Raw genomic sequence first — 21,184 nt, 5'->3', positions numbered from 1 at the left:
ACCCCTTAAGATGGATCATACCGCCCGAAGACAGGCGGTATGATGTGTAGTTGCGTTCAATTTACTTGGTGTTGGAATCAACGAACTTCTGGATCGCATCGCCTGTTGTTTGCGGGCTGTTGCCGGCAAACATGCCTTGGATTTCATTGCGGGTTTTATCCAGCAACTGCGTGATCGGGCTGTACTCCGTGATCTCGCCTTTGAAATCTGATGCGGTTTTGAGCGCCGCCATATATTGAGCCGTAATCGGATCTACCGTAGCCGGATCCACTTCCATCTTAACCGGATAAACTCCGCCTTTGGTTTCCTTCAAGTAATACTGGAACGCTTCAGCCGATGTCATATATTTAAGCAATTTGATCGCCGCGTCTTGCTTGGCACCGGTAGCCGCTTTGGATACGGAATATCCGCCTGCGCCGCCGAACCAGTTGTCTTTCAAATCGGGCTTGTCTTTATAACCCGGGAACGTAATGACGCCGATTTTATCTGCAATCGGGGAAGCCGCCATTTGCGACAATGCCCATACTCCCTCGAAGTACATCGCGCTTTTTCCTTCAAAGAACATTGTAGATGCCGAATTGCCATCCATCGTCACGATATTTTTACCGAAAACGCCGGCATCCTGCCATTCCTTCATCGTCGTCAGCAAGGAAACCATATCTGCATCGTTCCACTTCGCAGTTCCGCTAATCAGATCCTGCGTTTTCTGGAAGCCGTATTTCTTAAGCGCCAGATTGGAGATCAAGTGTCCTCCGCGGAAGTTTTCTTTCTCTCCCATTGCCATCGGTACTGCACCGACTGCCTTGAACTTTTCTACCAACGCAGGAATTTCCTCTACTGTTTTCGGCACTTCCGCACCGGCTTTCTCGAATAGTTCTTTGTTATAATAAACAGCTACACTGTAAAATTCTGTTGGGACACCGAATGTACCCGGTACATCTTTATATTGCCATGTGCCTAGCAGCGGCAAGAAGTCTCCCGACCATTTCTTATCCGCGTCCAAGAACGGCTGTAAATCCAAAGCGACGTTCTTCGCATATTCCTTAAACGATTCCCCGCCGTAGTTCATCCAAATTTCCGGCAGGTTTCCTGTTGCCAGGCCTGTTTTGAATTTATTGTTAAAAGCGGCTTCATCGTTCAAGGATTCGTCCACTACCGTAATGTTCGGATTTTCTTCCATGAACTTTTTCAGCAAACCTTGATAGGCGGTTACGGTCGGACTTGTACCGGCAGTCCTCGTCATAATCCTTAACGTAACTTTCTCGTCTGTACTGCCCGTGCTTTGATTTCCTTCGCTTTGCGACGGTGCAGGTGTTGTGGAGTTGTCTTTGGAATTCCCACAGGCGGCCAAAACGGTGGCCATGACAACGATGGAAATAAGAATCAATGAAAGTGTCTTTTTGGTCACGATAGGTTGCCTCCCCTTTTCTGAATGCGGATACAAATATGAAACTCTTTGTCGGCCCGACATAACGTTATTATAAGGACGGCGCTTCCTTCGTTAAATGCAATATCTTTACCGCAGGGGGAATATTTTTAACATTCGTTAATCGGCAGCGATGAATTGTGACGGGGAAATGCTGTAATGTTTCTTAAATCGTTTGCTGAAATAATGAGTGTCTTTATAACCAACCGTTTCCGCGATAAAATACAAGTTTTTGCAGCCTTGCTCCATTAAAGTTTTGGCTTTTTCCATTCTGCATTTCGTTAAATATTCGACAACGGAGTAACCCGATTCGTGCTTGAAAATACGGCTGAGATAGCTGGGATTCACGAAGATGCTTCCGGCGATTTCAGTTAAATCCAGCTCCGCATTGGCATAATTAAGGTCAATATACTGCTTGGCTTTCTCCACCAGCTTAGCAGGGGTCGATTGCTTAAGATTGCTCGCCTGAAGGAGCACGTTGCGATAGGTGTCCTGAATCCAGCGCTCGATCTCCTCTATCGTTTCCAGTTCGTCGACGAGCCGGGCCGGGTTGATTTGGCTGATTGACGGGCTCAAATCGACCTTATTTTCCGCGGCGAATATGTTCAAGGTGACGATGAGCTCATAGAGAGTCAAATAAAGTTTGTCGATAGATTGCTTGTGCTCCACTATCGTATGAAGCCGCTTGTGCAATTCCGCCTCTAACGCTGTAGCATTGCCTAATCTTAATTTAATGATCATATCTTCACGGATGTACGAAAGATCATCGGATACCTTCATATCCGGAAGGGTATCGTAGCGGATGATCCTGTCTCCTCCGTAAATCGTTTTATGCTTGCATGCCGCAACCGCTTCTCTGTAAGAAGCCGCTGCGTCCGCGATGCTCTCCACGACGGATCCAACCCCCGCCGTCACCGTAAACTTCAAAAACCCGTTTACCGCGCGGATTGCATTCTGACACGTCTTCAGCATAAATCCAAGCTCCGCATTTACGCCGTCGTTCGCATGTACGTTGATTATCATAACGATCCTATTTTCTTCGTCATAAGTCATTTCGAAAGGTTTGACTCCACCCTCTACGAATATCTCGTTAAAAATATTCGATACGGCAAACCTTTTCCATAACGGCTTGCTCTCAGACCCCGCACCTATGGTCCTGTCGATACTGATGGCGATAACGAACAAAGGTCCGTCCCGCATCTGCGGGCAATAGATTAGGAATTTATCTTTTGCCGTTCCGGCGGCGGTCCCTTCCAAGTACGACTGAATAAATTTCCTCTTCAGGATGCTGTCGCTTTCCACTAAGCTTTGCTGCAAATGTACGTTCAAATGCTTCTGCTGCCTATCCGCCTCGATACGTTCATGCAGCCTCTTTAATACTTGCAACAGTTCGTCCATATTAATCGGCTTCAGCAAATAATCGGAAACGCCTGCTTTCAAGGCGGATTTCGCATAATCAAAGCTGCTATAACCTGTCAGAATGATGATCTTCACGTCCGGATAGCGATCCTGCACCGCTTGGGCAAACTCCAAACCGTCGATGATCGGCATGTTGATATCTACGATCGCCAGCTGCACCGGAATATGCTCGAGCATCATCAGCGCATCTTCGCCGTTGGCGGCTTCCCCAGCGATTTCATAGCCGAGCTCGTTCCAGTCCACGACCTGCTTTAATCTTTCCCGGACCAAATATTCGTCGTCGACGATTAACACTTTGATCATTACGCTTCACCCCGCGTCTCTAAAGTCGGCAATGTCAGCGTAACCCTTGTGCCTTTGCCGTATTCGCTATGAATGACCAAGCCGTACTCCGGCCCGAAATAAAGTTTGATCCGCTCGTCCGTGCTTTTCAGACCGAAGCCTCTGTTCTTATAATCCGAATCCGTATCCGAATCCGTATCCCCAATGCTGAAGATTTTGTCCAACTGCTCCTTCTTGATGCCGATCCCATCATCTTCAACGCTAATGACCAACTGCTCGCCTTTGACGCTGCCTTGAATATGAATATGGCCTTTCCCCCGTTTGTTCTTTAAACCATGGTAGATCGAATTTTCCACGATCGGCTGAAGCAGCAGCTTGATGGTCTTATATTTATATACCTGCGGATCGAAATCCAAAGTGTAGTCAATTTGGTCGCCGTAACGGATCTTCAAGATTTCCAAATACGTTTGCGTAATGACGATCTCGTCCTCCACCGAAATAATAGGGCTTCCTTTACTCAGCACTCCGCGGTAAAAAAGAGCGAGCTGGTTCACGATTTTCACGATGTCCGCATTTCTTTTCAGATCGGCAAGGCCGCAAATGCTTTCGAGCGTGTTATATAAGAAGTGCGGATTGATTTGCGACTGCATGACGGCGAGCTCATATTCCTTCTTCTTCTTCTGCTCGTCGATGATGTTCTCCATTAATACTTTGGTATTGCCGACCATCTTGTTGAACTCTTTCGCCAAGGCGCCGATCTCATCCCTCGATTTGATATCAAGCCGAACGTCGAGGTTGCCATCCTGAACGGACTGAACAGTTTTTTTAATTTTATTCAAAGGCTGCGTGATCGACTTGGCGATTAACAACGTAAGGATGACAGCCGCAATGACAAAAAGAGCGCCGATTCCGAAAAACTTCTCGGTCAGAATTTGATTGTCCTTCGTAATCTCATAGATCGGAACGATCCCGATGATGACCCAATTCAACCGCGCATACCCTCGCGATACGACCAGCACATCTTGTCCGTCCATATGAAATATTTTCCCGCCTTCATGGCTGAGCGCCCACGGAAAATAAACATCTTTGCTTATGGAAGAATACAGCCTGTCTTTGCGGGTATCGGAAGCGACCATTCCTTCTTTATTGACGATAAAAATATTTCCGCTTTCACCGATGTCGATATTCGCATATTGATTGGCGACATATCTTTCATCGATGGACAGTTGGAGCAACCCCAAGGGGCTTCCCGTTCTCGCCGAATTGAATTTCTGGAACAATGAAATGACGTTGCGGCTGTCATTGCCTTTCAAATAGTTGCTTGCATGGGTATCCTCCCAAGTGAGCCCGTAGAAGGAACCGGCGAATTTGCTGAAGTACGTAACGCTTATATTGGATATGTTGCCGAGATTTCCCGAGTCGTATATTTTGCGGTTAAGATCGTAAACGATCAAGGCATCGACGAACGTCTTGGAATCCACGATATTTCTCAACGATTCCTGCATGGCGAAATATTTATTGTAATTTTCCAACGGAATATCCGTCGGAGGCTCGCTTACGATTTGCTGAATCGTGTTGTTCGTAATCGCGATATTGGAGTAATTTTCTGCATTCTCGAATATGATTTCCAATTTCTCGGATACCAATTTCAGATTTTGCGCCGTGTTTTCAATGGCTTTATCGATAAGGATGCCCGATGAAATGCGAAAAGTAAAAATCGCCAGCAAAATGATCAGCAGCGACAATGTAAACATAAATGCGAGAGTCATTTTTTTCTTGATCGACAGCGAGTAATAATAATCCAGCAGTTTCTTCCTGAGCTTTGCGGGCATTGTTCTCCACCTTCCCATTGCTAATTTATTAAACCACAACCCGCTGCCTAATACCTAGCCCTCCAATTTATCACACGAAATATCACTTTATTTATCGAATCGACACTTCCTTTGTCACCCTTGAAGGTTGCAGACCGCCAGCCTCGAATTAGTAAGCAACCTTTTCGAATGGAGTGGTTATGATGACCGTAAAAACGAAGGATGCATCCGAGTTGCTAGGTGTCAGCCAGACGACCGTCAAAAGATGGGTTTCTTATTATTCCCCTTATTTCCAGAAGGACAGCTTTGGCCATTATCTATTCTCCGACCATGAAATCAGTCTGCTCCGATTTATTAAGGACCAAATCGAGCAAGGAAACACTTTGGGCCGCATTACGCTTCCGGTAAACCTCGTTTCCCCGTCCGAACGGAAGATTGGGTTAGTCCCTGCTTCTCGCGAAGATGATGACGTAATATCCCGCATTCGCGAAGTCGAACGCTCGTTGCAACAGAAAGCCGATGAAGTCGTATCCGCCCAAGTTCTGCAGCACCGTGCCGAGCTTGATGAGTTGCGGCTAGCGATCGCGCAGTTGGCAGCCTCCGTGGAAAATATGCAACGAACGGGAACGAAGCCTTCGGCACCGGAAAGTGACTTTCGTTTTCCCATCGTAGATAAAACTTCGACTCCCGCAAAAAAACGCGGCTTTTTTCGTTCTTTTTTCTAATAAATCGACGAATTCCCTCTAACTTTTCCCTGTCTTCCTCCGTCTAATAGATAACCAATAAGAACAGAAAGCGAAATCGGTCTTCTCGGGCGGGGATGGGGATCCCTCCTGCGCAGATCATCCCCAAACGCCTCTCGTTTCTGACTGGAAAGTGGAATTGTGGAGGAACAGGTTATGCGGGGAAAACGAACAAACAGAACGTACGCATTATCGCGTACGCTCGTCTTTATGGCGCTTGCCGTATGGTTGGGCGGATGCTCAATCGCGCAGCAATGGGATGGCAACGGATTGTCGGGGCCCGGCATTGCGGATGCCGCTCCCGCGACGGAAACATCCGTACCGAATGAAACAGCGACGCCGGATGTTGTCAAGCCGGAGCAACCGGCAGTAAAACCGCCCGATAAGGAAATACCGGCGCCTTTTCCAATCGTACCGAACCCGGAAAAGTACAAAAATAAAAAACTCGTCGCCTTAACGTTCGACGACGGTCCCGACGGCAAATATACGCAGCAGATTCTAGAAATCTTAGAGGAGTACAACGTTAAAGCTACGTTCTTCGTGGTCGGCTTACAGGTTGAGAAGTATCCGGAAATCGCGAAGAAAATCGTGGAAGAAGGACATTCCATCGGCAATCATTCCTGGTCGCACAGGGATTTGTCGAAGCTCTCAAGCAAAGCGCTCGATAACGAGCTCAACAAAACCCAACAAGTCATTCTAAATGCTACGGGAGTTACTTCGCTATTGATGCGGGCACCCTACGGGGCGATATCCAACGCTTTATTGAATTCCGTTCACCAAGAAAACATGAAGCATGTTTTCTGGACCGTCGACACTAGAGATTGGGCTGGCAGTTCTGTCGCGGAAATGCATAAAAACGTGCTCGCCCACACCCATAAAGGCGGAATCATCCTCATGCATTCATTCGGCGGCCGCAAGCATGCGATCGATCATACCGTGAAGCTTCTTCCTATCATCATTAAGGACCTGAGAGAGAGGGGTTATGAATTCGCAACCGTCGAACAGTTAATCGAATCGGGCCAGGCCCATTCTTCCGTGGTCAAATAAAAGAAAAATAGCTAGTCACTTCCCTTGATTGCATGGGCGGTGACTGGCTATTTTTCGATAACGCTATTCTTTACGTCATATACATAAATTTTCGTGCGATAGAGGTCCCTGCATGTAATGATTTTGTCCGGCTGCCAACCGGGCAACGAGAAGCAGACGCTTATTATTCGTGCTCCCGGTTTCAGTTGTTCTTGAAAAATAGGGCTTAACCGCTTCATCGCGCCTGGGTATAGGTAACAGAGGACAAGTTCAACTTCCTCATACGAGTAAGCGTAGAGATCGCCCCGGACAAAAGTAACCGACGCACGGGAGAGCCGCGCTATAAGCCGAGAAACCCACAAAGGGACCGCTGAATTCTCAATGCCGACAATCCGCCAACCTCTACAGCGCTTCGCGACATGAAGCGCAAGCGTCCCCCAGCCCGAGCCCGCCTCTACGATTACACCTTTTTTCGATAACCGACTAATCTCTTCCGCCACGGCTTGACGCACAGGAGCCGATGAAGGCATCGGGGAAATTCCGTTCTTCCAGCTTACGTATACGATAGACAGCGAAGCCCATAACACCGCCGCTAACAGCAAGATGGACAAAATTTGATATAGATTATCTAACATCGTCCATTTAGCTCCCCACTCTGCCTATGGTAAAATATTGCACAACAGTTAAAATCCCGAGCTAGAAGAAGGGTGATCATGGTGCATGAAATAGAAACCGACGGGATGATGAGCGGATTCGACATACGGGAGGAACAGTTTCTGGTCGGTCGGAAGGGGCAACTGGAGCGGTTTAACCGCTATCTGACCGGGGAAAGCGACTCAGAACATTCAATCTGGAACATCTACGGAACGGCGGGCGTAGGCAAGAGCTTCCTCCTCGATTCGTTTCGCCGGAAAGCGCGGCTGGCGGGTGTCCCCATGCTCCATCTGGACAGCCGCGACTTCAATCATAAGGGCGAGCTGTTGTGCCGTCAACTGCTCCGTCAGCTGCTTCCGCAGCAGGAGGAAGGCAACAGCGACGAGCAGCTGCTGCCGCTGGAGGCTTGCTTGGCTCAGCTGAAACGGCTGGCTCAGACGACTCGGGTCGTGCTGGCTTTCGATACGTATGAGGAAATGGGGGAGCTAGACGGTTGGCTGCGGGAGAGGCTGTTCAAGCGGCTCCCGGACAACGTGCTGCTTATTCTTGCCGGCCGCTATATGCTGAGTGACCAGTGGATTCTGTCCCCGGCTCTGAGAGAGCGAATTCTCTATATTCCGCTTGGGAATCTGACCGACGGCGAGTGCGAAGCTTACCTTCGCCGTTCCGGCATCATAGATGACAGGCAGATCGCGCAAATTCAACTGAAAACCGGCGGACATCCGCTCGCGCTATCGCTTGCGGCTTCAATGCCTCTGCGAGTCGAATGGACAGATCAGCCGACGGAAGATACCAGCTGGTTCGACCTTCTGGTAAAAGCCTGGCTGCGCGAGGTACCGGATGATCGGCTCCGCCGTATGGTCGAGGCGGCAGCCGTTTTGCTGCATGTCAACCGAGAAGTGCTGGCCTTCGTAATGGAGGCAGACGTCAATGATGAATCGTTCGACGCGCTGATCTCCCTGTCCTTTGTACGCAAAACAAGACGCGGCTGGATGCTGCACGATCTGATGCGATTGGCCGCACGCAAGCAGTTGGAGGAGCGGACACCGGAATATTTGCACCGATTGATGGGCAGATCGGCGTATTATTATGCCGATCTGCTCCGACGGATCTCAGGCTCCCGCAGCACGGAATGGGAAGTAGGCGAGCTGTTCTACTATACGACGGGGAACAGCATGGTGCGGGCTTTAATTCAATCCTCCTCCAGAGGCCAGTACGCCTGGGAGGCGCTGACGATGACCAATATCAGGGAAGGCGAAGCTTACCTGCGAAGAAGAGGGGAAGCAGCGACAGCTCTGTTGCTCTCCGGATCGAACTCCGAGACGGATCAGCGCTATCATGAGTTCGTAGCCATGGAGGATATGAAACTGACGATCAAGGATTTCGATCTGCATTCACTGGTCGAACTCGATCGGCAGTCGGTCATGCTGCTTCGCTCGGGAAGCGGTGAAGCTGTCGGACTTGCCTCGATTATCCCGATCCATTCAGCTACCCTGCCTTATTTGATGACCGACCCTTTCTCCTCTCCATATCTGTCTTCCCTGCCACCGGAGGACCTGAAACTTCTGGCGGTTGAACCTTCGGGGCAATCGGGATGGTTTATTCGCACGATTGACTACGTGGACTGGCAAAATGTCGATCTGATCATCGAATCGATGTATTTGATTTTCTCCTACTTGTGTTCGGGCGGCCTGTTCATCGCTTCACCGCCGCCTATGGAGTTTTTTAAATCCGCTCATCTGAATATGGGCTTCAAAATTGCGCCCGGCATCTTCCATCTTCATTATGACGGCAGGACGCCGACACCTACATTCGTGCTCGACACCCGCGGAGAGAAGCTTGAGCAGTTTCTTCGATTTCTGCTTAAGCAGGGTGGATATTCCGATCCTAGGCCACGCCTGCCGGATGGCATGCTTGAGCGACTGACGGAGCGGGAACGCGAGGTCGCCCTGCTCGCGCTTGAAGGCTTGACCAACGGAGAAATCGCCAATGCGCTCTATATTAGCGTGGTTACGGTGAAGAAGCATATGGGTTCCATATTCGGCAAGCTGGCTGTAAAGAATCGCAATCATTTGATCAAGCTTCTCGTCGGCAAGTCTTGAGCCAGCGTGCATAAGCATCTGCCCCATCGGAGGATCAATATTATACTAAGGTATAATACCTTCGGGTTTGCGGTGGCGGGCATCGTCTATCACTTGTTTCAAGGGCGGGGCGCAGTCGGTTGTCCGTCATTCACTTCTTGCTGCACAATATCGGTCTGCCCCCGATGATGCTAGGATTGTTCCTGTTGATCAGCGGAGCGGAGTCATTCGAGTTCCTCATTCCGATCGGCGCGATTCTGGTTGTTCTTAGCGTCCTCCTGTTCGCGATCAATGTGCTGATCAATATCCGTTCGTCGGCGGGCGATAGATAGAAGCTCCAGAAGATCATAAGAAGAAGCCGTCAGCATTCTCCATATGGAGAATGCTGACGGCTTCTTTTCCTACGAAGAGTAATGGTGCGACCCCTTAATGACTCTATTTCGCAATACCGTTCCTGATACTTTTCAATCTTTCATTCATTTTATCCACAATAGGATTATGCGGTATTTCATTCTCCTTAAACGCACTTTCTAGTACTTCACTTTGCTCCGATAGGATAAGGCTTTCGGGAAGCTTGGCAAATTGATTCCCATCCCAATCTTTGGCATTATCCCAATTCAGCCTATTCGAATATTCCAATAGCTCCGTATCAAACATGGGATCTACGGAAACCCACTCGCCCTCAATCATAATGGCAGGAAAAAAATGACCTATAGGTTCGCTTTTAAACAATTCCAGTATTTCCTCGGAGAAAACGGGTTCCATCACTTGAATATCAATAATGCTATATTTTATGCCGGCTTTTATGCCTTTCTTTCTGCATAGGCCAACTAGAAGGTTTGTTTTATGGTAACATTGCCCCTTCTTTTTGATTGCCGTATCACTGATTTTATCTTCAAAAGGACTAAATTCGAATTGAATAGAGTCTCTAACGAAATGAAACGCGTTTTTGACAAAAGTAGCGTCGGAATTGTCCGTGTTGAGTTCATCAAACAAATCATCAATAACTGCGTGATCGTAATCAATAACGTTTGAGCTTGTTAAATAATTCATAAGATCCCCCTGTCTTATCACTACATTACCAACTCACAACTCCGTTCTCATTGTAGAAGCCGCCGGTAGCTTCTTCTGACGGCAAAGTAGCCAAACGGACTGCCGTTTGGGCGCCTTCTTGCGGAGAGCGAGAACCGGAGTAGTTGGTCATGCTTGTGGCGCAGTAGCCGGGATCCGCTGAACTTACTTTAATGGAGGTACCCCTCAGCTCGTTCGCGAAGAATACGGTCATCGCGTTAACGGCTGTTTTGGAAGAATTGTAGCCAAGAACGAGAAACGACGCCAGCTCGAAGTTAGGATCGCTGTTTAGCCCAAGCGAGCCCAGGGAACTGGACATATTCACGATCCTTCCGCTTTCGGAACGCCGCAGCAACGGGATCATCGCCTTCGTAACCCTAAAAACACCGAAAACATTCGTATCGTACACGGCTTTCATCGTTTCCACGTCGAGGCTGCTCGGCGGGCTTTCCTGCAAAAATATTCCCGCATTGTTGATTAGGATATCCAGCTTGCCGAAGGTCGTTAAGATATGAGCGGCAGCGTCATCTATAGTCTGTTGATCGGTTACATCCAATGGTACGAAATATGCGTTCACTCCTTGAGCGATGAGCTTCTGTACGGCCTCTTCTCCCCTTTTCTCGTTTCTCGCCCCCACCAAAACCGTAATTCCTCGTTCTCCTAACTGCCGTGCGATTTCAAACCCGATTCCTTTATTAGCTCCTGTTACTAGTGCAATTGTTGGGTTAACGACCATTATGCGATGCTCCTCCCGAATTTTGCGATTGTTTCCTCCTACTCATTATATTTCTGGATTTTTTTACCTAATAGTGACCCCTGTCATCGTTTTTGTCACTTCCTTGAATGACAAAGCTGCAACGGCAGACCTATATAACCTTATCCGGCGATTTCAATAACCCCTTTACTTTAACGTAACGTTACAGTTTACAATGGTTATGGAGGGATCGTTTAGAATGAAAATTAATGAAGTAGCCGCCAAGCTTAAAATATCTGCGAGAGCAGTACGCTTCTACGAAGAAAAAGGTTTGTTCTCACCCGCTAAGCAGGCAAACAATCTCTATCGCACCTTTACCGAAAAGGATGTATGGAGACTGCAAACCATTATTTCTCTTCGTGAAGCCGGAATGTCCATATCGGATATTAAGAGCGCATTGGAAACATGGGACGAGAACAACAAAGAGGAGCTTCAATATTATCTTGAGCTCCAGCGAACGGTCATGATGTCCGAGTGGTTGCAAATCAAACAGGTGATTGACACGACGGACCAGATGATCACGCTTCTCAAAACCGAGAAGTCCTTACCCCTAGAACATATCTACCGACTTGCGGAAGCTTCCAAGAAATTACGGGAACAACGAAGCAGTTGGACGGATAAATGGGATTTCAATTTATTAGCTTCCACCCATGATGAACAAGTAGCCAGTCATTCCGGACATTATGCGGATTATGATGAGGCGCTGGATATAATCGTTGAATCGATTGCGCCTGCTCAAAACGAACTGGGCTTGGACATTGGAACGGGAACGGGGAATTTGGCCGCGAGGTTTATGGAGCTGAATATCGCTATGTCGGCCGTTGATCAGTCCAAAGAAATGCTGCGGCTTTGCCAAAGAAAATACCCCGCTCTGGAAACGAGATTAGGGAATTTCCTTGCCCTCCCCTATCTCGAAGGACAATTTGATTTCGTCGTATCCAGTTTTGCCTTTCATCACCTGAACGATGTCCAACAGCTGCTGGCATTAGAAGAAATGCGGCGGGTTCTTAAGCCTCATGGGCGTATTTGCATAGCCGATCTCATGGTTTCGAATGCTCCTAGCGATGAAAACATCGATCAATACCCTTCCATTCAAATCTTGAATGATTGGTTTGAATCCAATGGATTCCACGTAAAATCTCATCAAATCAACCCTCTGCTTCATATCCTATATGCCTACAAGGAGGAATGCTACGATGCCGGATCATGATCACATCTATCAGCAGGAAGCGGCCAACTATCACGAGCTAATCTCGAAACAGCCTGATTTAACCGTATTCATCGAGGAAATCAGGCCGATCAGCGGATTGGACATTGTTGATATCGGAGCAGGAACGGGGAGGCTGACAACGGTTCTCGCGCCTAAAGCCAAATCGATAGTCGCGCTCGATGCCTCGGAAGCGATGCTAGAGATTACGGCGGAAAGGCTTCGCCAAGCGGATCTAACGAACTGGACAACGCAAGTATCCGATCATCGGAAGCTCCCGCTAGCCGATCAAAGCGCGGACCTTATCGTCGCCGGCTGGACAATCTGTTACTTGGGAAGCACGAACGTAAATAACTGGGAACAAAACATAAGCGAAGTTATAGGGGAAATCAAACGTGTGCTTAGACCGAATGGGACGGTTATTATTTTCGAGACGTTAGGCACTTGCTTTGAGTCGCCCAATGCTCCCGATTTTCTGCAACAATACTATTCTGCGTTGGTAGACACTTACGGCTTCTCTCACCGCTGGATTCGAACGGACTATGAATTCGACAGCATTCAACAAGCCGAGCGATTGACGCGGTTTTTCTTCGGAGACGAGGTAGCCGACCGGGTCATTGAACAAAATCTCGTCCGCTTACCCGAATGCGCGGGCGTGTGGTGGCTCGAACTCTAAGTCACGCTCCCCCCCTTCCTCCCCTATTTGGGGGATTTTTTTTCTACGACGGCACAATTAACGAACAATATCTATTTGATCCCACTGTGCCTCTAGCTGTTGCAAAAAAGTGTGAGGATTCCGGTTAAACCGTCTGCGTTGAACACCTTCGGAAAGGCGTTCGGCCCATCGTGCTCTGCGCTTTGCATATACTTCATAGCTGACAGTTCTCAGACGGGCGATGACGTGTTTTTGACGAAGCGCGTCGTCCACAAGTACAATCATTTCTCCGTTTCGAATGATGTAGCTGTTCCAATTACGAAGACCCGTGATTCGGCGATGACCTGCTTTCGTTCGGCGGAAAAATTGTTCCAGATCGTTGTTCGTTCACGGAATGTAATAATGATCGTAACAGGTAAACAGCCCTTTCCAGAACCCGCGGGAATAGCTGGTCACGTTATCGACCATGACGGAATCATTCTCTTCCGTATAGGTCTGTTTGAGCCAGCTCAACACATGGGCCATTTCCCATTCTACGGTTTCGCTCGTCTTATCTTCGCCTAGTTCCAGTGCTGCTGCAATGTAGGCAATCGGCGTCGCCCAGCGGCCTACGGCTTCATATCTTGAGGCTTGTTCATCAAGTTTACTGAAAATTCTGAATAGACCTTGAAGGAGATGTGGCTCTTTTTTTAGTCAAGCATCACGCAAGCGACGCCTGTATGGCCTGGGCGCGTTCATAGATCAACATGCCGGGTAACTCGAGTGGCGGTTCACCGTCTTCCAAGAGCAATGCGCGGATAGCGGCAACATACCCCTTCGCCACCTGCACTTCCGAGGGCACGGTTTTTTCCGCTGCTGCGCCCAATGAGTCAGAAGTCGCATCCTCGTTTGTCTGTGCGGCTTCCGTTGTTTTTTTCTCGGCCTTCTCGATTTTTCGCTCCACATCCCGCAAGCCGCGCATGCTCTTTTTCAGTTCCATTTTGAGCTTTCGATCCGCATCCACGACGGGCTTGGCAATGTCTTTCAGATAATGGTACTGGCAGTATTGATACGGCACGTCAGGCAAGAGGGATTCGAAAGCCTGCCGGATGGAAACCTGTCCGTCGCTGACGATGCCTACAACGGGAATACCCCATTTCGATAATCGGATCGATCAGCGTTCTCAGCTCGGCAGCGGCTCCGCTCTTCATGTTCTGAGCTACGAGAATCGTGCCGCTGAAGACTTCGCGAATGACATACAGCATCTCATTTCCCTTCTCGGGTTGGACACCGTCCATGGAAAGGATGCTCCCCCCATTTTCAGCAGTTGTCTCCGCCAAGCTTTGTCTGACATGATCGTCGAGGCTAGCTGCTAACAGTGTTTGATAACGTTCATATAGCGTCTGTGCATATCGTTCGCTGGTCACAATGCCACGTTCATTCAACGCATCCGCAATTTCCTTGCAAGCGCGGTGCTGCTTGAAGCGCAGCTCGCCAACGAGGCAGAGCACGTCGTAACCATAAGAAGAATGCTTCATGCTGAGCGCTTCCGCCTCCGCTGATTTATAGGCAACGCCAGCATACGAACAGCTTTCGTTGGGGCATGCGTAAGCCATGCTCCATGCATGAACGACCCCGGTTAGCGTTGAAATTTTCTTGTTCCATGCGTTTTGGGAACGTGTTAGCTTGATCCCGCAATGCGGGCAGTTATGCAATTCAGGTCTGAAGTATACTTTCGGCGCAGAACCGAGTCGATTTTTGGATAGCATAAGGGACCAACTCTTGTTAAATTCTTTGTCCCTTATACCTTCGACAATAGATAGGAAAAATCTGTTAGATAATTGAGCCGTCGTAGAAAAAAAACGCGGAGCCTGCATTGGTCAGTCGTAGAAAAAAAGTGCAACATTTCCGGTATTGTAGAAGTCTAAACAAGTGAAGTCCCATAATTTTGAAATTGATTCTAAAGTCCCTGTAAAAAAAAGGGTATTCCAAATATACTAAATATAGTAATATATAAAAAATTATGGGAGTGATGATCAAATGAGTTGGCGAGGAGCGTTGTTTAAGAAATGGGCAGTAGCTGCAGCATCCGTCATGCTTCTAAGTTTTCCGTCTCTCGCAAGTGCAAATGTTTCTGTTGGAGGCCAGAGTGCTAGCTTAACGGGACCAATTCAGGTAGTACAAGGTGCCCAGGCTACAATTGTAACGCCGAATAATTATCCGTCCATTACAGGCTCAGAGATGACTACGGCATGGAGCGCGGTTGGTAACTATACTACCATGACGATTGCTCAGACGGGCTTTGCCTTTGAACCTGATCTTGGGATCCAAGATCCGCATTACTTTTTTGGGTGGATGCCAAATTCAAGTACCTACCATGAAGTCACATCCACCGTTGGTCCGGCTCGAGGCAGTTCACATGTCTATATCGTTAAAAAGTCGAGTAGCGGTTATTGGGAAGGTTATGTCGGGTCTACCCTAATCTCTTCGACCAACGCTTCGATTGCGCCCAACTGCATTCAGTACTATAACGAAAATGATTCGTCAAGCACGAGCTACATCGGCACTTCAACGGATAAAATGAAAATAGAAAGTGTAACTTACTGGGATGGCAGTGCTTCCTCTTCGGACATGTCAAAGTGGGTATGGAAAAAGCCTACTCTTACCTTCACTAATGATACGGGCAGCTCCATCAGTACATCCAATTGGAGCTCTAGCGGCTACTGGTACTCTTGGGATACTTAGAAAACTGAAAGGACGAGGTGACTGACCATGAAAAGAAAAAATTGGATAACTGTACTTATGCTTGCCGCTGCTGTGACGGCTGTTTCAAGTTATGCCATTAAGGCGAATGCGGGGCAGGATAACTCCCCGATAACGGCACAAGACCAAGCTGAGCTTCTATTGGATGGCGTGACGCTCAAAAAACCGGATGTCGCTACTGCCCTCAGCAATGACCAAGCCATTTCGATTGCCTCGAAATACGCGCCAGGATATGCGAAGGAAGCCAATGAGATTAATGCGGAGTACCAACTCATGACGAACAATCAATTTGCATTGTTCTCGGATGCAGCCAAGGAAAAAAACCCGAAACTCAATGAAGAAGGTTTCCTGAAAGATACTCCAGTCTATATCGTAACCTTCAAAGGAATTACAAAAAAAGGGCATGCCCTCAGAGGTCAAGAACCTGTCGTTAATCACGAGTTCAATGTCGTCGTTGACGCAAACTCCGGTGAGGTTCTATACGCCTTTACGTATCGGTAAATACATGAACTTTAAGAAAGAAGCCTCCAGTCACATTCGTGGCATTGGAGGCTTCTCTGTAGCTGTATAACAAGTGTTAAGTCTCAGGGAACATGTTGGATGATGCGCTTCGCCAAAAACACGTCAAGGTTCGTTTGCAATCCGTGAGCTACGAAACCTATGCTGCGCTTAAGGTCCAGTGGAGCGCTCGCCTTCCTGACGGCGTCCAACGAAGACGATTTAATCGATCTCCACAGATATACCTACAGCAACTTGAGGATCGGTGGGAACAAATATGCGTTCGCTAATTGTGCCGTCATAGTTTTTTTTGCCGCGTACAGGTCTATATTTAAAGTAAAATTTAATATTCGACTCGGCGGGATGAGAATGATCGGTCAGAGCTTATACACGAACGACAGATTTCTCGGAGAACGGTTAAACCGGGACGTGTACAATCAGTCCATGCTTCTTGTCGTCCCTGCGGATTCGGTGCTTGACCGGGAGCAATTAAGCCTATTAGAAAAGCATCAAATTTTACTGGAAGATTACGATGTCACGATTACCCCTTCCTTTGTAGAGGATGTAGACTTCGAGCAAAGCGCGATGATGGATGAATGCATCCTGCAAATGGAAGGGATTTTTCAGGGGATGCGCCACACGCAAGAAGTACCGCTTCTGGATATTCGCCAGCCACAATATCATACCGATGATTCATCACACGACCGAGCACCAGAACCTGTTCGGTTTATTTGCTACGTTGCAATCCAAAGACGATTATACGTATCGGCACAATCTAGGGGTTGGAGTCATCTCTACCCTGATTGGCCAATGGCTCGATATGGAGGAGTCCGATCTATCGGAATTAACGATGGCGGCAACGCTTCATGACGTAGGCAAAGTGAAAATCCCTTTGGACATTCTGAACAAACCAGGCAAGCTAACGGATGAAGAATACGCCATGATGAAGAAACACGCCGAATTCGGATATGAAATCATCAAACAGACGCCGGGGACAAATCACAGACAGGCGTTAGTCGCTCTGCAGCATCATGAAAGGCAAGACGGAAGCGGTTATCCGCATGGAATTCAATCGTCCGACATTGACCTCTTTAGCCGAATCATAGCGGTTGCGGATATTTTCCATGCGATGTCCTCGAGAAGGTCTTACCGCAATGCGTCGCCGTTCTACGATATTCTGAGGCAAATGCAGAATGATACTTTCGGGGCGCTGGATCCGGAGATCACGCGATTATTTCTGGGGAAAATCATGCAGTCGCTCATCGGCAACGAAGTCCTGCTAGTCGTCATATAACCTCGAGAAGGACGGTGCCTCGATCATGAATTACAGAGGCAGAATACTAACGCTTCAGATTGCCGTTGCCATTTCTGTGCTTCTGTTTGCCGATTATTATTTAGAACAAGATTATACTGTAGTTGCGTTGACCTGCATGTCCGTTATCTATGCGTTTACTAGCTGGTCGCTCGGAAAAAAATATGACCAAGCCAAATACAATTCCGAGAATGATGCGCTAACCGAAGTTTACAATCGACGTTATGCCCTTCAAATCTTTCCAAAGCTCAAGCTTTCAGCCGATAGGAAGTCTGAGAAGGTAATGGTGTTCGTCCTTGATATCGATAATTTCAAGTCCATTAACGAAAAGCATGATCATGAGATGGGCGATCTAGTGTTACGGCAAGTTGCCAATGTCCTTACCGATTCCTTCAGGAATACGGATTATGTCATCCGGTGGGGCGGGGATGAGTTTCTGGTCATTATGCCGCGAGTAGACGAGAAGACCATTACCCTGCTGTATAGTAACCTCGAGAATAGATTGAGTCACATTAGCAGCTATACTTCAATCGAGATTTCCGTCTCCCTTGGCTACTCCGTCTATCCCGATGAAGGCAATCGCCTGGACGATCTCATTAAAATCTCAGACCGAAAGATGTTTTCCGAGAAAAAAAACAAGCCCAACCGCCGAAATCAAGAGGATGCTGCCCAACCCGTTCAAGAAGTGCAGTTATAACTCATTCTTAACCTTTGGTTGCTTCGACGCCGTTCAAAATGAGTTTGTAGCGGATATCGGCTTTGAGCGAGTCGGATACCGCGCAGTACTTTTTGCTCCCCATTTCAATCGCCTTCCAAATTCTGTAGTCCGGAATATCCCCGTCCACTTTGAAGGTCAACTCGATCGACGTGAATCCTGTCGGCATTTCTTCCTTACGGGCTCCATCGGCATCAATCTCGATATTCCGAATCGTTCCCAGAAATTGTTCCAAGATCATGGTAACGTCAATCCCGATGCAACCGGCTAAACCCGCTAGCAACAGTTCCATTGGTGTCGCGCCCTTGCCATCGCCGCCGTAGGCAGCCGTCGCATCCATACCGATCGGATAGCCAGAATCCCCCACCGAAGAAAATGCGCGTTTCCCTTGCCATGTTGTCGTTACTCTCATTGTGTATACCCGCTTTCTCACGTGAGATTAGTGATAATACAGTTAATAATCGCTGAGTTGGTTCAGAAACCTTCTCGCTCTTTCAGTTTGGGGCTCCCGGAAAAAGGCTGCCGGCTCAGCCTCCTCTACGATGCTTCCGCCATCCATAAACACGATTCGATTCGCAACCTGACGCGCAAACTTCATCTCGTGCGTGACGACAACCATCGTCATCCCTTCCTTCGCCAGCTGCCGCATGACATCTAGTACTTCTCCGACCAATTCCGGATCCAGCGCCGATGTCGGCTCATCGAACAGCATAATGGCCGGTTCCATGGCTAAAGCCCGGGCGATGGCCACCCGTTGCTGCTGACCGCCGGACAACCGGGAAGGAAATGCATCCTTCTTATCGGCCAACCCGACCCGCTCAAGCAGCTGTTCGCCGACCTGCACGGCCTGTTCGCGCGGCATTTTCTTAACGATCAGCAGCGATTCGATCACGTTACCGAGTGCCGTCTTATGCGGATACAGATTAAACTGTTGGAAAACCATTCCGGTTTGCCGCCGAATTTCCCGAAATTTCGCATGCTTCTCCCGAGATTTCATAGCCGCATCCACCCGGATACCGTTCACTTCGACGACGCCTCCGCTCAGTTCCTCCAACCCATTCAGACAGCGCAAAAGCGTGCTTTTCCCTGATCCGCTGGGACCGAGCAGAACGACGATCTCGCTTTTGGCAACCCGTAAATCGATATTTTTCAACACTTCCGCGTCATGAAATGTTTTCGATAGTCCGATCGTTTGAATCATCGTATGTTCACGTCCCAACCTCAATATGCCTTGGAAAGCCGCTTCTCGATCTGCTCCAGAATAGCCGAAAATACGGTGCTCATCACCCAGTACATAACAGCAATGCCCAGATAAAAAGGCATGTTCACATAATACTGTGCGATCAGCAATTGTGCGGACCGGAGCAACTCGGTTACGGCAATAACGGCAACGAGCGAAGATTCTTTGAGCATCCCGATAAAAGTGTTGCCCATCGGCGCGATGGCCACGCGGGCAGCTTGAGGAAAGACGATTCTTCTCAGAGCCTGCCACGAAGTCATCCCCGACGCATAAGCCGCCTCTGTCTGCCCTTTCGGTATGGAAAGAATCGCGCCGCGGAAAGTCTCGGACAAATAAGCGCCGACATTGATGCTTAGCGCCATGCAAGCAGCGGTTAACGAATCAAGGGTAATGCCGTAATCCACCAGCCCGTAATAAACGATAAAAATTTGCACGAGAGCGGGCGTACCGCGAATGACGGATACGTAAGCGCGCGCCAGCCACCGGATTGGACGGCTGCCTTTCAATCTGGCTAAGGCAACCGCGATGCCGATGATCAGTCCGAAAAAAATCGATATGACGGTGATCAACAGCGTATAATAGGCTCCTTTAAGCAGGAAGAACCCGTTATCCAATAAAAGATCCATAACCGCCGATTCCCTTCTGATTCCCTTGTTATTCCGCCGCTGGTTCCTCGCCGAACCATTTTTTGAAAATGGTTTTGTAGTTTCCGTCCGCTTTAATGTCCGTCAAAGCTTTATCGAGCGCATCGCGGAATTCGGGATTGTCTTTGCGAACCGCGACTCCGGCTTTATCGGCCTTAAGGGCTTCCCCGACGGCTTTGATCTTGAATCCGTTCTTATCGACGATTGGCTTCAAAGCATACAGGTTGTTGATAGTGGCATCGATCCGTCCGGCATTCAAATCTTGAAGCGAAGTAATGACGTCGTCGTAGGTTTTGATATCGAACTTCCCTATTTTAGGCAACACTTCTTTACGCAAATAAGTTTCATCGTTCGTGCCGAGACCTACGCCGATATTTCGACCTTTGAAATCTTCCAGCTTCGTAATCGAATCGTTATCCTGGCGGACGATGATTTTGACTTCGTTCGTAATGTACGGCTGCGTGAAGTCGATTTGCTGTTTGCGTTCGTCCGTAATCGTCACCTGGCTGATGATCGCATCGATTTTGCCGGCTTGCAGGCTGGGGATCAACCCCGAGAACTCCTGCGGGGCGAATTCGGCCTTAACCCCGAGACGCTTGGCGATTTCTTTAGCGATGTCTGCGTCGAAACCGTCGATCTCTTTGTTCTCATTCAGAAAGTTATAGGGTGCGTATGTGCCCATGAGCCCTACTTTCAAGACGCCGGCGCTCTTGACTTGGTTCAGCAGATTATCGGTGTTCGCAGTTCCGCTATCGCTAGCCGCAGGCGAGCTTGCAGCTTGATTGTCATTGGAGTTGGACTTAGAGCCGCATCCGGCGAGCGCCAGCGCAACAAGCAGGATGACGGATATCGTAAGGATCAATGAATTCTTTGATTTGGTAAGCATGGGTTATTCTCTCCCTGT

General features: G+C 48.4%; 23 protein-coding genes. 10 read left to right on the top strand and 13 right to left on the bottom strand.

Going from position 1 to position 21,184, the window contains the following annotated elements; translation table 11 throughout:
* Positions 1–61: 61 nt before the first annotated feature.
* The 3 genes from K7P76_RS09755 to K7P76_RS09745 all read right to left on the bottom strand — a co-directional run bounded on the left by K7P76_RS09755 (position 62) and on the right by K7P76_RS09745 (position 4,959).
* A complete protein-coding gene (locus K7P76_RS09755; protein WP_232185107.1) occupies positions 62–1,408 on the bottom strand; it encodes an ABC transporter substrate-binding protein in 1,347 nt (448 codons plus the stop codon).
* Between the two features lie 138 nt (positions 1,409–1,546).
* A complete protein-coding gene (locus K7P76_RS09750) occupies positions 1,547–3,148 on the bottom strand; it encodes a response regulator (protein ID WP_232185106.1) in 1,602 nt (533 codons plus the stop codon).
* Positions 3,148–4,959, bottom strand: a complete 1,812-nt coding sequence (locus tag K7P76_RS09745) for a sensor histidine kinase (RefSeq protein ID WP_232185105.1) — start codon at positions 4,957–4,959, stop codon at positions 3,148–3,150. The genes K7P76_RS09750 and K7P76_RS09745 overlap by 1 nt, the downstream gene beginning before the upstream one ends.
* Positions 4,960–5,141: 182 nt before the next feature.
* On the opposite strand from K7P76_RS09745, the gene K7P76_RS09740 reads away from it, so the two are divergent.
* Both K7P76_RS09740 and K7P76_RS09735 read left to right on the top strand, forming a co-directional pair.
* Positions 5,142–5,663 carry a MerR family transcriptional regulator gene (locus K7P76_RS09740; protein ID WP_232185104.1) on the top strand — a complete coding sequence of 174 codons (522 nt, stop codon included), beginning with the start codon at positions 5,142–5,144 and terminating at the stop codon, positions 5,661–5,663.
* 174 nt (positions 5,664–5,837) lie between these two features.
* Positions 5,838–6,728, top strand: a complete 891-nt coding sequence (locus tag K7P76_RS09735; protein WP_232185103.1) for a polysaccharide deacetylase family protein — start codon at positions 5,838–5,840, stop codon at positions 6,726–6,728.
* 47 nt (positions 6,729–6,775) lie between these two features.
* On the opposite strand, the gene K7P76_RS09730 is transcribed toward K7P76_RS09735, so the two are convergent.
* A complete protein-coding gene (locus tag K7P76_RS09730; protein ID WP_232185102.1) occupies positions 6,776–7,342 on the bottom strand; it encodes a class I SAM-dependent methyltransferase in 567 nt (188 codons plus the stop codon).
* A gap of 78 nt (positions 7,343–7,420) precedes the next feature.
* On the opposite strand from K7P76_RS09730, the gene K7P76_RS09725 reads away from it, so the two are divergent.
* Complete coding sequence (locus K7P76_RS09725; RefSeq protein ID WP_232185101.1) at positions 7,421–9,463, top strand: helix-turn-helix domain-containing protein; 2,043 nt, start codon at positions 7,421–7,423, stop codon at positions 9,461–9,463.
* 119 nt (positions 9,464–9,582) lie between these two features.
* The gene (locus tag K7P76_RS09720) at positions 9,583–9,774 is read left to right on the top strand and encodes a hypothetical protein (RefSeq protein WP_232185100.1); all 192 of its coding nucleotides are present in this window, start codon (positions 9,583–9,585) and stop codon (positions 9,772–9,774) included.
* 103 nt (positions 9,775–9,877) lie between these two features.
* Here the strand turns inward: K7P76_RS09720 and K7P76_RS09715 are convergent, their stop codons facing one another.
* Both K7P76_RS09715 and K7P76_RS09710 read right to left on the bottom strand, forming a co-directional pair.
* A complete protein-coding gene (locus K7P76_RS09715; protein ID WP_232185099.1) occupies positions 9,878–10,495 on the bottom strand; it encodes a transglutaminase domain-containing protein in 618 nt (205 codons plus the stop codon).
* Between the two features lie 25 nt (positions 10,496–10,520).
* Complete coding sequence (locus K7P76_RS09710; protein WP_232185098.1) at positions 10,521–11,249, bottom strand: SDR family oxidoreductase; 729 nt, start codon at positions 11,247–11,249, stop codon at positions 10,521–10,523.
* A gap of 217 nt (positions 11,250–11,466) precedes the next feature.
* Here K7P76_RS09710 and K7P76_RS09705 point away from each other — a divergent pair, with 217 nt between their 5' ends.
* A complete protein-coding gene (locus K7P76_RS09705) occupies positions 11,467–12,477 on the top strand; it encodes a MerR family transcriptional regulator (RefSeq protein WP_232185097.1) in 1,011 nt (336 codons plus the stop codon).
* Positions 12,464–13,150 (top strand): class I SAM-dependent methyltransferase, encoded by a 687-nt coding sequence (locus K7P76_RS09700; RefSeq protein WP_232185096.1) that lies wholly within the window; start codon positions 12,464–12,466, stop codon positions 13,148–13,150. The genes K7P76_RS09705 and K7P76_RS09700 overlap by 14 nt, the downstream gene beginning before the upstream one ends.
* A gap of 366 nt (positions 13,151–13,516) precedes the next feature.
* Here K7P76_RS09700 and K7P76_RS33090 read toward each other — a convergent pair whose 3' ends face one another.
* From K7P76_RS33090 to K7P76_RS09690, 3 genes are all read right to left on the bottom strand, one after another.
* Complete coding sequence (locus tag K7P76_RS33090) at positions 13,517–13,645, bottom strand: hypothetical protein (RefSeq protein WP_255678434.1); 129 nt, start codon at positions 13,643–13,645, stop codon at positions 13,517–13,519.
* Between the two features lie 184 nt (positions 13,646–13,829).
* Positions 13,830–14,195 carry a hypothetical protein gene (locus tag K7P76_RS09695; RefSeq protein WP_232185095.1) on the bottom strand — a complete coding sequence of 122 codons (366 nt, stop codon included), beginning with the start codon at positions 14,193–14,195 and terminating at the stop codon, positions 13,830–13,832.
* Positions 14,188–14,877 carry a transposase gene (locus K7P76_RS09690; RefSeq protein ID WP_232185094.1) on the bottom strand — a complete coding sequence of 230 codons (690 nt, stop codon included), beginning with the start codon at positions 14,875–14,877 and terminating at the stop codon, positions 14,188–14,190. The genes K7P76_RS09695 and K7P76_RS09690 overlap by 8 nt, the downstream gene beginning before the upstream one ends.
* A 271-nt stretch (positions 14,878–15,148) precedes the next feature.
* Here K7P76_RS09690 and K7P76_RS09685 point away from each other — a divergent pair, with 271 nt between their 5' ends.
* The 4 genes from K7P76_RS09685 to K7P76_RS09670 all read left to right on the top strand — a co-directional run bounded on the left by K7P76_RS09685 (position 15,149) and on the right by K7P76_RS09670 (position 18,378).
* Entirely contained in the window at positions 15,149–15,853 is a 705-nt protein-coding gene (locus tag K7P76_RS09685; RefSeq protein WP_232185093.1) for a hypothetical protein, read from the top strand.
* Between the two features lie 27 nt (positions 15,854–15,880).
* Positions 15,881–16,372 (top strand): PepSY domain-containing protein, encoded by a 492-nt coding sequence (locus K7P76_RS09680; protein WP_232185092.1) that lies wholly within the window; start codon positions 15,881–15,883, stop codon positions 16,370–16,372.
* A gap of 589 nt (positions 16,373–16,961) precedes the next feature.
* Complete coding sequence (locus tag K7P76_RS09675; protein ID WP_232185091.1) at positions 16,962–17,663, top strand: HD-GYP domain-containing protein; 702 nt, start codon at positions 16,962–16,964, stop codon at positions 17,661–17,663.
* Between the two features lie 25 nt (positions 17,664–17,688).
* Positions 17,689–18,378: a GGDEF domain-containing protein gene (locus K7P76_RS09670; RefSeq protein ID WP_232185090.1), complete on the top strand. Its 690-nt coding sequence runs from the start codon at positions 17,689–17,691 to the stop codon at positions 18,376–18,378.
* Between the two features lie 7 nt (positions 18,379–18,385).
* Here the strand turns inward: K7P76_RS09670 and K7P76_RS09665 are convergent, their stop codons facing one another.
* From K7P76_RS09665 to K7P76_RS09650, 4 genes are read right to left on the bottom strand one after another with little or no spacing between them, the layout of a single operon-like run.
* A complete protein-coding gene (locus K7P76_RS09665) occupies positions 18,386–18,808 on the bottom strand; it encodes an OsmC family protein (RefSeq protein WP_232185089.1) in 423 nt (140 codons plus the stop codon).
* Positions 18,809–18,850: 42 nt separating this feature from the next.
* Positions 18,851–19,597 carry an amino acid ABC transporter ATP-binding protein gene (locus K7P76_RS09660; protein ID WP_232185088.1) on the bottom strand — a complete coding sequence of 249 codons (747 nt, stop codon included), beginning with the start codon at positions 19,595–19,597 and terminating at the stop codon, positions 18,851–18,853.
* A 20-nt stretch (positions 19,598–19,617) separates the two neighbouring features.
* A complete protein-coding gene (locus K7P76_RS09655; RefSeq protein ID WP_232185087.1) occupies positions 19,618–20,262 on the bottom strand; it encodes an amino acid ABC transporter permease in 645 nt (214 codons plus the stop codon).
* A gap of 28 nt (positions 20,263–20,290) precedes the next feature.
* Positions 20,291–21,166: a substrate-binding periplasmic protein gene (locus K7P76_RS09650; protein ID WP_232185086.1), complete on the bottom strand. Its 876-nt coding sequence runs from the start codon at positions 21,164–21,166 to the stop codon at positions 20,291–20,293.
* Positions 21,167–21,184: the final 18 nt, after the last annotated feature.

The organism is Cohnella silvisoli, assembly GCF_021190915.1.
Taxonomy (GTDB): Bacteria; Bacillota; Bacilli; order Paenibacillales; family Paenibacillaceae; genus Cohnella; species Cohnella silvisoli.
The sequence above is the reverse complement of the archived record's forward strand: the minus strand, read 5'-3'. Positions and strand labels throughout refer to the sequence as shown.